We start from the raw sequence: 11,968 nt of genomic DNA, 5'->3' as shown, positions 1-11,968 counted from the left end.
GTTACTCCTTCATGCCGTCACGGATGCCCTGCACCAACGTGCGGGTGGTGACGTTCAGCAGATCGATATAGGTCGGCACCGGGCCGTTTTCCGCGCTCAGGGAGTCGACGTACAGCACGCCGCCGTAGTGGGTGTCGGTTTCCCGCGCCACCTGACGCGCGGGCTTATCGGAGACCGTGCTTTCGCTGAACACCGCCGGGATATGATATTTTTTCACCTGGTCGATCACCTTGCGCACCTGCTGGGGCGTGCCCTGCTGATCGGCGTTGATCGGCCACAGGTAAAGCTCTTTCATCCCCAGATCCCGCGCCAGATAGGAGAAGGCCCCTTCGCTGGTTACCATCCAGCGCTTGTCTTCCGGGATCTCCGTGACCTGCTTGCGCAGCGGTTCGAGAGTGGCGGTGATCTTCTGCTTGTAGGCTTCCGCATTGCGCTGGTACGTCTGTGCGTTGGCCGGATCGTACTTCACCAGCGCGTCGCGGATGTTATCGACGTAAATCAGGGCGTTGTCCGGCGACATCCACGCGTGCGGATTGGGCTTGCCGTTATAGGGCCCTTCGCTGATGCCCATCGGGGTGATGCCTTTGGTGACAATCACCTCCGGCACGCCGTTCAGATGCTGATAAAAGCGCTGGAACCACAGCTCCAGATTCATGCCGTTCGCCAGGATCAGCTGTGCCTTCTGCGCGCGTTTGATATCGCCCGGGGTGGGCTGGTATTCGTGAATTTCCGCGCCCGGTTTGGTGATGGAGGTGACCTCTGCGGCATCCCCCGCCACGTTTTTCGCCATATCAGCAATAACGGTAAAAGTGGTGATGACCTGGAACTTTTCAGCCGCCAGCGCGCCGGTCGTGGTCGCAGTCATGAGCAGCGCGCCGAGCAACAGACGCTTCAATCCTTGCCGTGGATGCATCGCAGAAGTCTCCTGAGGTGATTAAATTCAAAGCAAAATTAGCCTGTGCTATAAGGTATAGCACAGGCTATATTTAAATGAAAATAATTATCATTAAAGTTGTGTCAACCTGGACTGTCAGGCGGAATTTTTAGGAAATGTGCTTTCTTTTTTCTCTCACGGTCAGGAGTATTATTTACGGCCAATACCCATATTAACAAAAGGGAATTGACATGCCGGTTAATGAAAGAATTCACCCCACTTCGGGAACCCCGATTAATCCGGGCGGGATCCGACAGCTCACAATTGGTGAAATCGCCCTTGCGAAGACGCTTTACGGTTACAGCATCCGTTATCATCTGGTGTGGGTACACAGGGAAAGCTATCTTCCTTTTAATCTGCAACCCATTGATGTGGCGATGAGTCCCAATGGGGAGATGTGGTACCGAGAGGAAACGTATTCGCCGGATTTTTCGCTAGAGGATGACATTGTTAAAAAACATCGATTCATGCATGAGATGATGCATGTCTGGCAAACTCAAAAAGGGATGTTTGTCAGAACAAGAGGATTATTTCCCGGTATTGCTGACTATACTTATAGCTTAGATAAAGTAGATTTATTGCATTATGGGTTAGAGCAGCAAGCATCAATTGTAAGCGATTACTGGTTATTGAAATACTTTGGTTTGGAGAGGAATGAAGAATTATTACAATACAGAGACTTAAAACTTAGGGAAAGCTTGTATTTCCTTCTGCAAAAATACAAAAATGTCTTAAAGGGATTTCCAGGATGAAGAACATATTTGTCATCTTTATCCTCTGCATTTTAATCACTGGATGCCCGGGAGGTAATCGAGCCCCCAAAAATAGATTTACATTTATTAATGGTAACCGCCTATGTTTTAGCATAGATAAAAATGACGTCCTGAACTTTTACACTATTTATTCAAGTAAAGATCATAAAATCACTATCGTAACAGGGTCGGGATATAATAATTTAGACATCTCCTACCCGGATACATGTTTAAATATAAAATGGAAAAATGGTCGTACTTACGTTATTCATTACGGATTAAACAATAAAAAATATGTACACCAATTCGATGTTGATAATAACGGAAAACAAATCAACTTAGGAGAATTATAATGTCATTACCCGCTTACTTATTTCTCTACGATGAGAACGGAATGCAGGTTCAGGGCGACTGTATGATGCCAGGCCGGGAAGGTGCTATCGAAATTATGAACAGCAGTTACGGCATAAAACAGGCAGTGGACAGCCATACCGGGAATATGACCGGAACACGGCAGCATGGTCCCGTTACTGTGCATAAGCAATTAGATAAAGTGAGCCCTTATCTTGCCGTTGCCGCCTGCGAGGGCAGACGGCTGCAAAAAGCCATTATCAAATATTATGAAATTGTTGAAGCGGGAGCAGAAAGAGAGATCTACACCATTACGCTTGACAGCGTGGTGATCGCATCTCTGGATTTCACGCATGTTTATTACCCGGGCAGTTCAGCCCCGAATATGCATGAAGTGGTGGGACTTCGATTCCGGGGCATTCAGTGGAATTATGTGAAAGGCAATATTCTTTATGGCGATGCATGGATGAAACCTGCACAGAAAGAGAAGAGTAACGCATAATTTACCTGGCTCATAAAGATCATTGCATGCTGCCGCTCAGAAACGGCGATCCTGGCATTCCCTGGATCGCCTGGTTAATCTTAAGCGCTACCCTTTTCCACTTTCGTTCACGGGCAAATCCCCCGTATCAATTAACGCTCCCGGAAACGTCTCCAGCCACTTCATCATCTTCAGTTTGTTGGTATACGTTGCACTGACGCCTTCCAGACAGCCCCACAGCTCACGGGAATTTTGCGGCGTAATCACAATACAATCCGGCATCACGCGGATCTTCACGGCTATTCCTGCTTTAAACCCTGCGCGGGTTAACCACGCGCCGGTTAACGGCAGATAGTTGCGCTCCATTCGAGTATAAAGTTCCACACAGGCGGAATCCGCCTCTCCTCTTTCATGAAGATACGCAGAGTGAACCGGCTCGTCATGCAACGCCCGGATGCGTTTTTTGCGTAGCTTCTCGCGATTTTCTTGTTGAATATCTAAATCTGCATTTTCTGTTTGGGCAATAGCCCGCTCTGGCATAGAATTCTTCGCAGCCATAATCAACTCCGTGTTAGTTGTTTGTGGTTAGCGGTATGGAGGTGGTCGCACACCTTTGTACCGCGATTCCTTTTCTTACCTTTTTACCTATTCTTTCAAGATCTCAGTGCTGGGTTAACTGGCGCTATTATACTGCCATGGATAAATGTACAGGGGTCGAATATTAGGGAAATGCGAGGCGGCTCGAGTAAATAAAGAAAAATAAAATGGTGAATATAAAGAAAGGAAATATTGCCCTTCAGATCCAATGCTCATTAAACGCCTGATGGCGCTTCGCTTATCAGGCCTACGATAAACCGGTTTTGTAGGCCGGGTAAGGCATCGCCGCCACCCGGCATGAGGGCAGCGGCGCTGCCTTTGTAGGTTCTTCAGATCAAGCCTCAAACATCCGGAAACATCACGCTATTCCCCGGCGCTTCCCTGTGCAGATGGATAAAGTTCAGGTGCCGTTCATACTGATCCAGAATGTCCGTGATCACCTGCTCCTTGCTGTAATCCATCAAATCATTCCCCTGGCTGCCCTCCAGCAGGAAGGTCTCCAGCCGGTAGTAGGTCGACTTCCCGCTGCGCGCCCGGTAGGTAAACCCGGGCACCGAATACTGCTGCGGCCAGATTTGATAGACAAAGTTCTGCTCGTCGCCCATGTGCACCAGCAGATCCAGGTGCCCCAGGGTTTCGCCCTCCTCCGGCGGCAGGTTTTTCAGCTCGACGTAGGCACCGCGCAGGCGCAGCTCCTGCGCCACCTCTTCCATCGCCGGGAAGCACACCGTCTCCATCATCTGGCTGGTGTAGCGCGTGCCGGGGTAGTTCATCAGGCGCGAGAGGCGTTTCTTCCAGCTCAGCCTGTCCTGCGCGCCCAGCGGACGCGGGGCGGTGTCGCGGCTGGCGCTGACGCGGCGGTAGTCTTCCACCTTAAGCGATTTATACAGCCCGGCCATCACGAAGAAGATCACGAAGCTGAACGGCAGGCCCATGATCACCGTGGTGTTCTGCAACGCCGAGATACCGTTGGTCATCAGCATGCCGAGCGTCAGCAGGCCGATGGCGACGGACCAGAAGATGCGCAGCCAGTTCGGCGCGTCGCTGTTAATGTCCTTGAGCTTCGAGGTGAAGTTCCCCAGCACCAGCGCGCCGGAGTCCGCCGAGGTGACGTAGAACAGCAGGCCGGTAATGGTCGCTACGGACGCGCTAAAGGTAAACGCCGGATACTGCGCCAGCAGGCTGTAGAAGCCGCGCTCCGGGTGCGCCATCGCTTCCTGGGCAAAAGTCGCATTGCCGTGGATGATCTCGTGCAGCGCGCTGTTGCCGAAAATCGACAGCCACAGCAGGGTAAAGGTGAACGGGATGATCAGCGTGCCCATCACGAACTGACGGATGGTGCGCCCACGCGAAATACGCGCCAGGAACAGGCCGACAAACGGCGACCACGCCACCCACCACGCCCAGAAGAAGAGCGTCCAGTTGTTCATCCACTCTGTCGGACGGTCAAAGGCGAAGCTGTTCAGCGTCATGCCCATAAAGCGATTTACGTAATCACCTACGTTCAGCACTAACGCATTCAGCAGGAACGAGGTGTCGCCCATAAACAGCACGAACAGGATCAGCCCCAGCGCCAGCGCGACGTTCAGCTCGGAGAGCACGCGAATCCCTTTATCCACGCCGGAGGTCACCGAGATGGTGGCGATAATCACCGACAGCGCAATCAGCGCCGCCTTCGCCGCCATCGAATCCGGGATGTCAAACAGCACGCTCAGCCCGTAGTTAAGCTGCACCACGCCAATTCCGAGCGTTGTCGCGATACCAAAGATGGTGCCGATCACCGCCGCGATGTCTACCGTGTGCCCAATAGGGCCGTTGATCTTTTTGCCGAAAATCGGGTACAGCGCGGAGCGGATGGTAAGGGGCAAATTATAACGATAGCTAAAGTATCCGAGCGCCATGCCCATCAGGGCGTACATCGACCAGCCCGTCAGGCCGTAGTGGAAGAGCGTCCAGACCATCGCCTGGCGCGCAGCCTCCATCGTCTGCCCTGCCCCTTCCGGCGGCTGCATATACTGCGTGACCGGTTCCGCCACGGAGAAGAACATCAGGTCGATGCCGATGCCGGCGGCAAACAGCATTGCGGCCCAGCTCAGCAGGCTGAACTCGGGCTTAGACTGCTCTGGCCCGAGCTTCACCGAACCGAAGCGCGAGCAGGCAATGCAGACCACGAAGACGATATAGAGCGTCGCGGCCAGCAGATAGTACCAGCCGAAGGTCTTCGACACCCAGTTCAGGGTGCGCCCAATCCACTCGGCAGAAAAATCACGAAAGAAAATGGTCGTCAGGGAAAACAACAAAATCAGCCCGGCGGACGTATAAAAAACGACCGGGTTGATTTTGTCTTTTTCTCTGTCCTGTGAAAGGTCTGTCATCCAGTATCCCCACTGTTTTTGTAACTATTGAAATCCAAATACGCAACAATTAAGACACATTTTATATTGAACGTCCAATCAAAAACCGCTTTAATAGTTAACCAACGCTGATGAATGGAGTGGCAAAAATGCCCAAAGTGGGGATGCAGCCGATCCGGCGCAGGCAGCTAATCGATGCCACGCTGGAAGCAATTAATGAAGTGGGAATGCATGACGCAACCATCGCGCAAATCGCCCGTCGGGCGGGCGTGTCCACGGGGATCATCAGCCACTATTTCAAAGATAAAAACGGTCTGCTGGAAGCGACCATGCGTGACATCACCGGTCAGCTGCGCGACGCGGTATTAAGCCGTTTACGCGCCCTGCCGGACGGCAGCGCAGAGCAGCGATTGCAGGCGATTGTCGGCGGCAATTTTGATGAAACCCAGATCAGCGGCGCGGCGATGAAGGCCTGGCTGGCCTTCTGGGCCAGCAGCATGCATCAGCCGATGCTCTACCGTTTGCAGCAGGTCAGCAGCCGCCGATTGCTCTCAAACCTGGTGTACGAGTTCCGCCGCGAGCTGCCGCGTGAACAGGCTGAAGAGGCGGGCTACGGGCTTGCCGCACTGATTGACGGGCTATGGCTGCGCGCTGCGCTCAGCGGCAAACCGCTGGATAAAACCCTGGCCCAGTCGCTCACCAGCCACTTTATCAGCCAGCATTTACCGACCGATTAACCGAGGAGAATTTATGTCCCGAATGGCAGAACAGCAGCTTTATATCAATGGTGGTTATACATCCGCCACCAGCGGTCGCACCTTCGAGACCATCAACCCGGCGAACGGTGAAGTTCTGGCAACCGTGCAGGCCGCCGGGCACGAAGACGTGGACCGCGCCGTGGAAAGCGCACAGCGCGGGCAGAAGATCTGGGCGGCGATGACCGCCATGGAGCGCTCGCGCATCCTGCGTCGCGCCGTCGATATCCTGCGCGAGCGCAACGACGAGCTGGCAACGCTGGAAACCCTCGACACCGGTAAAGCGTATTCCGAAACCTCGACCGTCGACATCGTTACCGGCGCGGACGTGCTGGAGTACTACGCGGGGCTGATCCCGGCGCTGGAAGGCAGCCAGATCCCGCTGCGCGACACCTCGTTCGTCTACACCCGCCGCGAGCCGCTGGGCGTGGTGGCGGGCATCGGCGCGTGGAACTACCCGATCCAGATCGCCCTGTGGAAATCGGCCCCGGCGCTGGCGGCGGGCAACGCGATGATCTTCAAGCCGAGCGAAGTGACTCCGCTTACCGCCCTGAAACTGGCGGAGATCTACACCGAAGCAGGCGTGCCGGACGGCGTGTTTAACGTCCTGCCGGGCGTGGGCGCAGAGACCGGCCAGTTCCTGACCGAACATCCGGGCATCGCCAAAGTCTCCTTCACCGGCGGCGTGGCCAGCGGCAAAAAGGTGATGGCGAACTCGGCGGCCTCGTCCCTGAAAGAGGTGACGATGGAGCTGGGCGGTAAATCTCCGCTGATAGTGTTTGACGACGCGGATCTGGATCTCGCGGCAGATATCGCCATGATGGCGAACTTCTTCAGCTCCGGTCAGGTGTGCACCAACGGCACCCGCGTGTTCGTGCCCGCGAAGGTCAAAGCCGCATTTGAGCAAAAAATCGTTGAGCGCGTGGGCCGCATCCGCGCGGGCGACCTGTTCGATGAAAACACCAACTTTGGCCCGATGGTCAGCTTCCCGCACCGCGACAGCGTGCTGCGCTACATCGCCAAAGGCAAAGAGGAAGGCGCGCGCGTGCTGTGCGGCGGCGACGTGTTGAAGGGTGACGGCTTTGATAACGGCGCGTGGGTGGCCCCGACCGTGTTCACCGACTGCACCGACGAAATGACCATCGTGCGCGAAGAGATCTTCGGCCCGGTGATGTCCATTCTTACCTATGACACTGACGAAGAGGCCATTCGCCGCGCCAATGATACCGACTACGGTCTGGCGGCGGGCATCGTCACCGCCGATCTGAACCGCGCCCACGGCGCTATTCATCAGCTCGAAGCGGGCATCTGCTGGATCAACACCTGGGGCGAATCCGCCGCAGAGATGCCGGTCGGCGGCTACAAACACTCCGGTATCGGCCGTGAGAACGGCGTCATGACGCTTCAGAGTTACACCCAGGTGAAGTCCATCCAGGTTGAGATGGGTAAATTCCAGTCCATATTTTAACCGGGAGGTTTATTTGCAATTTGACTACATCATTATCGGGGCCGGCTCTGCCGGCAACGTACTGGCAACACGACTGACTGAAGATCCGAACACCACCGTCCTGCTGCTTGAGGCGGGCGGGCCGGACTACCGCTTTGACTTCCGCACCCAGATGCCTGCCGCGCTGGCCTTCCCGTTGCAGGGCAAGCGCTACAACTGGGCGTATGAAACCGGGCCAGAGCCTTTCATGAACAATCGCCGCATGGAGTGCGGACGGGGTAAAGGGCTGGGCGGCTCGTCGCTGATCAACGGCATGTGCTACGTGCGCGGCAACGCACTGGATCTGGACAACTGGGCGAAACAATCGGGTCTGGAGCACTGGAGCTACCTCAACTGCCTGCCCTATTACCGCAAGGCAGAGACCCGCGACGTGGGGCCGAACGACTACCACGGCGGCGACGGTCCGGTGAGCGTCACCACCTCTAAGCCGGGCGTGAACCCGCTGTTTGAAGCGATGGTAGAGGCGGGCGTGCAGGCGGGCTACCCGCGCACCGACGACCTTAACGGCTATCAGCAGGAAGGCTTTGGCCCGATGGACCGCACGGTCACGCCGCAGGGCCGACGCGCCAGCACCGCGCGCGGCTATCTGGACCAGGCCAAACCGCGCCCGAATCTGACCATCCGCACCCACGCCATGACCGATCACATTATCTTTGACGGCAAGCGCGCGGTGGGCGTCGAGTGGCTGGAAGGCGAAAGCACCATTCCGTCAAAAGCGACGGCGAAGAAAGAGGTGCTGCTGTGCGCGGGCGCCATCGCGTCTCCGCAGATCCTCCAGCGCTCCGGCGTGGGCAACGCTGAACTGCTGAAGCAGTTTGATATCCCGCTGGTACATGATTTACCCGGGGTGGGTGAAAACTTGCAGGATCACCTGGAGATGTACCTTCAGTATGAATGTAAGGAGCCGGTCTCCCTCTACCCTGCCCTGCAATGGTGGAACCAGCCGAAGATTGGCGCGGAGTGGCTGTTTGGCGGCACAGGCGTGGGCGCTAGCAACCACTTCGAAGCGGGCGGGTTTATCCGCAGCCGCGAGGAGTTCGAGTGGCCGAACATTCAGTATCACTTCCTGCCGGTGGCGATTAACTACAACGGCTCGAACGCGGTGAAAGAGCATGGTTTCCAGTGCCACGTTGGCTCCATGCGCTCGCCGAGCCGCGGCCACGTGCGCATCAAGTCGCGCGATCCGCACCAGCATCCGGCGATCCTGTTCAACTACATGTCCCACGAGCAGGACTGGCAGGAGTTCCGCGACGCGATCCGCATCACCCGCGAGATCATGCACCAGCCTGCGCTGGACAAGTATCGCGGTCGTGAAATCAGCCCAGGTGTCGAATGCCAGACCGACGAACAGCTGGACGAGTTCGTGCGTAACCACGCCGAAACCGCCTTCCACCCGTGCGGCACCTGCAAAATGGGCTACGACGAAATGGCGGTGGTTGACGGCGAAGGCCGGGTTCACGGGCTGGAAGGGTTACGCGTAGTGGATGCGTCGATTATGCCGCAGATTATCACCGGCAACCTGAACGCCACCACCATCATGATTGGCGAAAAGATTGCCGACGCCATTCGCGGGCGCGAGCCGCTGGCGAAGAGCACGGCGGCGTATTATGTGGCGGATGGGGCGCCGGTTCGCCGCTGAGTGCGAACTTCTCCCCTCACCCCGGCCCTCTACTAAAGGGAGAGGGTGTCATCGTCCCCTCTTCCCCTCTCCCTCTGGGAGAGGGTTAGGGTGAGGGGAAATTATTGCCGAAATGCTTCAAGCCGCTTAACCTGCCGTCCTTCCCCGTCAAAATTCTCCGCCGCCAGCCAGGCGCGCAGCTCTGCATCGCGCTGCGGCCATTCGCCGTCAATAATCGAAAGCATATCGCTGTCGCGGTTGCGTCCTTTACGCACCAGCTTCTGGCGCAGGCGCCCTTCCCAGACAAACCCCAGCCGCTCCGCCGCGTTGCGTGAGGCGATGTTCATCGAATCGCACTTCCACTCCAGCCGGCGATATTGATGCTCAAAGGCATTTTTCAGCAGCAGCCACACCGCTTCGGTACCCACGCGGGTGCCCTTCATTCTGCGCGACCAGGTGACGTGGCCGATCTCAACCGAGCCCTGAAAGCGTTCTATCGCCATATAGCTGACCAGCCCTACCGCCTTTTCGGTGCGCAGATCGATAACGGCAAAGGGCACCAGGTCGTCATCCAGCACCTTTCCCAGCACCCAGTGCGCAGTGGCCTCAACGCTCCCAGGCTGGGTGCTGGCAAGCCACGTCCAGTCGCTGTCGTCACCCAGCGCATAGGCTTCAAACAAATCAGCCGAATGGCGGTCGGCATCCAGCGGCTCCAGGCGGCAATACTGCCCGGTGAGCAGGGTACGGGTTAACGCGCGGGCGCATTTCCAGTCCGGGACAATATCATTAACGGTTTGACCATGTTGATTGATTTCGGGCACGGCGGTGACTCCCTGAAAGGTAAGGAGTTTGTTATAGCAGGTTAAAAAGCGAACGAAAAGAGAGGTGATTCATAACCAGACCGAATGCGTTATTCCCGGAGGGCATAAGCAAAGCAGAATTTCGACTTTGAGGAAATCCTCAGCCAGCCTACCGTAACGGTGCATAAAACAATCACAATATATTTTCTTCAGGGATCGCTATGAATAAAAAACTGCTGCCGTTACTGGTGCTGGCTGCGCTCTCAAGCGCTGCTCACGCCGCTACCCCGCCCAACACGCTGGTTGTCGCCCAGGGTCTGGATGATATCGTGAGCCTTGACCCGGCCGAAGCCAACGAACTTTCCAGCATCCAGACCGTACCGAGTTTGTATCAGCGTCTGGTACAGCCGGACCGCGATAACCCGGAAAAAATCACCCCGGTTCTGGCCGAAAGCTGGGAAGCGGACGCGGCAGCAAAAACCCTGACCATCAAACTTAAGCCCGATGCAAAATTTGCCTCCGGCAACCCGCTGCGCCCGGAAGATGTGATCTTCTCATATACCCGCGCCGTGACGCTGAACAAATCCCCGGCGTTTATCCTCAACGTACTGGGCTGGGACGCCAGCAACATCGCCAGCCAGCTCAAGAAAGTGGACGACCATACCCTCACGCTTCGCTGGACGGCGGACGTCAGCCCGTCGGTAGCGCTGAATATACTCTCCACGCCGATTGCCTCCATCGTCGATGAAAAGCAGGTTGCGGCGAACGTGAAGGATAACGACTTCGGCAACGCGTGGTTAAAAATGCACTCTGCGGGCAGCGGCGCGTTCAAAATGCGCGTTTACCAGCCGCATCAGGCCATCGTGCTGGAAGCCAACGAATCCGCACCCGGCGGCGCGCCGAAGCTTAAAAGCATCATCATTAAAAACGTCCCCGATCCCGCTTCCCGCCGCCTGCTGATCCAGCAGGGTGATGCGGACGTGGCGCGCGATCTGGGTGCAGACCAGATAATCGCCCTCAGCGGCAAGCCGGGTGTGAAGGTGCTTAGCATCCCTTCTGCCGAGCAAAACTATCTGGTGTTTAACACCGGCAACAGCGCTAACCCGCTGCTGAATAATCCAGCGTTCTGGGAAGCCTCGCGCTGGCTGGTGGATTATGAAGGCATCACCAAAGATCTGCTGAAAGGCCAGTATTTTGTTCATCAGAGCTTCCTGCCGGTCGGCCTGCCGGGCGCGCTGGAGGACAATCCGTTCACGTTTGACCCGGCAAAAGCAAAAGCGATCCTCGCCAGGGCGGGCATCAAAGACGCGCATTTCACGCTGGACGTAGAGAATAAACCGCCGTTCATCACCATCGCGCAATCCATGCAGGCGAGCTTCGCTCAGGGCGGCGTGAAGGTGGATCTGCTGCCCGCGGCGGGTAGCCAGGTGTACGCCCGCGTGCGTGCGAAACAGCATCAGGCGGCCATACGTCTGTGGATCCCGGACTACTTCGATGCACACTCCAACGCCAGCGCCTTCGCATGGAATGACGGGAAATCCAGCACCGTGGCCGGGCTTAACGGCTGGAAAATTCCGGAGCTGAACAACGCTACGCTGGCGGCGGTTGCCGAGCCGGATCCGGCAAAACGTCTGGATCTGTATAAGAAGATGCAGGAACAGTTACAGCATAACTCGCCGTATGTGTTCGTTGACCAGGGCAAAACCCAGATCGTGGTGCGCGATAACGTGAAGGGGTATCAGCAGGGGCTGAACGCGGATATGGTCTGGTACGATCGCGTTACGAAGTAGCCCTTGTTGCCGGGTGGCGCTGCGCTTAC

The 11,968-nt window shown here is 56.3% G+C and carries 11 protein-coding genes; 7 read left to right on the top strand and 4 right to left on the bottom strand.

The features are described from left to right. Position 1: 1 nt before the first annotated feature. On the bottom strand, positions 2 to 913 hold the full coding sequence (locus tag AC4OVU_RS06250) for a metal ABC transporter substrate-binding protein (RefSeq protein WP_110292424.1): 912 nt from the start codon (positions 911 to 913) through the stop codon (positions 2 to 4). A gap of 212 nt (positions 914 to 1,125) precedes the next feature. On the opposite strand from AC4OVU_RS06250, the gene AC4OVU_RS06245 reads away from it, so the two are divergent. Genes AC4OVU_RS06245 through AC4OVU_RS06235 form a run of 3 tightly spaced genes read left to right on the top strand, consistent with a single transcriptional unit; the run spans position 1,126 to position 2,539 of the window. Then, positions 1,126 to 1,686, top strand: a complete 561-nt coding sequence (locus AC4OVU_RS06245) for a type IV secretion protein Rhs (RefSeq protein ID WP_110292423.1) — start codon at positions 1,126 to 1,128, stop codon at positions 1,684 to 1,686. Further along, a complete protein-coding gene (locus AC4OVU_RS06240) occupies positions 1,683 to 2,039 on the top strand; it encodes a putative T6SS immunity periplasmic lipoprotein (protein ID WP_017694783.1) in 357 nt (118 codons plus the stop codon). Before AC4OVU_RS06245 ends, AC4OVU_RS06240 begins: the two co-directional genes overlap by 4 nt. After that, entirely contained in the window at positions 2,039 to 2,539 is a 501-nt protein-coding gene (locus AC4OVU_RS06235; protein WP_017694784.1) for an Hcp family type VI secretion system effector, read from the top strand. The genes AC4OVU_RS06240 and AC4OVU_RS06235 overlap by 1 nt, the downstream gene beginning before the upstream one ends. A gap of 87 nt (positions 2,540 to 2,626) precedes the next feature. On the opposite strand, the gene AC4OVU_RS06230 is transcribed toward AC4OVU_RS06235, so the two are convergent. Next, positions 2,627 to 3,076, bottom strand: a complete 450-nt coding sequence (locus AC4OVU_RS06230) for a SymE family type I addiction module toxin (RefSeq protein WP_072206709.1) — start codon at positions 3,074 to 3,076, stop codon at positions 2,627 to 2,629. 380 nt (positions 3,077 to 3,456) lie between these two features. After that, positions 3,457 to 5,490, bottom strand: coding sequence for a choline BCCT transporter BetT (gene betT / locus AC4OVU_RS06225; protein WP_017694351.1), 2,034 nt, complete (start codon positions 5,488 to 5,490; stop codon positions 3,457 to 3,459). Between the two features lie 128 nt (positions 5,491 to 5,618). Between betT and betI the strand changes: the two genes are divergently transcribed. Genes betI through betA form a run of 3 tightly spaced genes read left to right on the top strand, consistent with a single transcriptional unit; the run spans position 5,619 to position 9,370 of the window. Then, positions 5,619 to 6,206, top strand: coding sequence for a transcriptional regulator BetI (gene betI / locus AC4OVU_RS06220; protein ID WP_017382531.1), 588 nt, complete (start codon positions 5,619 to 5,621; stop codon positions 6,204 to 6,206). Between the two features lie 13 nt (positions 6,207 to 6,219). Next, positions 6,220 to 7,692, top strand: coding sequence for a betaine-aldehyde dehydrogenase (gene betB, locus AC4OVU_RS06215; RefSeq protein ID WP_045142672.1), 1,473 nt, complete (start codon positions 6,220 to 6,222; stop codon positions 7,690 to 7,692). Between the two features lie 13 nt (positions 7,693 to 7,705). Further along, a complete protein-coding gene (gene betA, locus AC4OVU_RS06210; protein ID WP_110292969.1) occupies positions 7,706 to 9,370 on the top strand; it encodes a choline dehydrogenase in 1,665 nt (554 codons plus the stop codon). Between the two features lie 101 nt (positions 9,371 to 9,471). Here betA and AC4OVU_RS06205 read toward each other — a convergent pair whose 3' ends face one another. Then, positions 9,472 to 10,170, bottom strand: coding sequence for a GNAT family N-acetyltransferase (locus AC4OVU_RS06205; protein ID WP_017694354.1), 699 nt, complete (start codon positions 10,168 to 10,170; stop codon positions 9,472 to 9,474). Positions 10,171 to 10,370: 200 nt separating this feature from the next. Between AC4OVU_RS06205 and AC4OVU_RS06200 the strand changes: the two genes are divergently transcribed. Further along, a complete protein-coding gene (locus AC4OVU_RS06200) occupies positions 10,371 to 11,939 on the top strand; it encodes an ABC transporter substrate-binding protein (RefSeq protein ID WP_023303250.1) in 1,569 nt (522 codons plus the stop codon). Positions 11,940 to 11,968: the final 29 nt, after the last annotated feature.

It is taken from the genome of Enterobacter sp. 6722112 (genome assembly GCF_058661685.1).
This window is presented reverse-complemented; position numbering and strand designations above follow the sequence as displayed.

Coding starts and splice junctions, on each gene's coding strand:
- AC4OVU_RS06235 (WP_017694784.1), top strand. CDS start 2,039: ATGTCATTACCCGCTTACTTATTTCTCTACGATGAGAACGGAATGCAG.
- betT (WP_017694351.1), bottom strand. CDS start 5,490: ATGACAGACCTTTCACAGGACAGAGAAAAAGACAAAATCAACCCGGTC.
- AC4OVU_RS06240 (WP_017694783.1), top strand. CDS start 1,683: ATGAAGAACATATTTGTCATCTTTATCCTCTGCATTTTAATCACTGGA.
- AC4OVU_RS06230 (WP_072206709.1), bottom strand. CDS start 3,076: ATGGCTGCGAAGAATTCTATGCCAGAGCGGGCTATTGCCCAAACAGAA.
- AC4OVU_RS06200 (WP_023303250.1), top strand. CDS start 10,371: ATGAATAAAAAACTGCTGCCGTTACTGGTGCTGGCTGCGCTCTCAAGC.
- AC4OVU_RS06245 (WP_110292423.1), top strand. CDS start 1,126: ATGCCGGTTAATGAAAGAATTCACCCCACTTCGGGAACCCCGATTAAT.
- betB (WP_045142672.1), top strand. CDS start 6,220: ATGTCCCGAATGGCAGAACAGCAGCTTTATATCAATGGTGGTTATACA.
- betI (WP_017382531.1), top strand. CDS start 5,619: ATGCCCAAAGTGGGGATGCAGCCGATCCGGCGCAGGCAGCTAATCGAT.
- AC4OVU_RS06250 (WP_110292424.1), bottom strand. CDS start 913: ATGCATCCACGGCAAGGATTGAAGCGTCTGTTGCTCGGCGCGCTGCTC.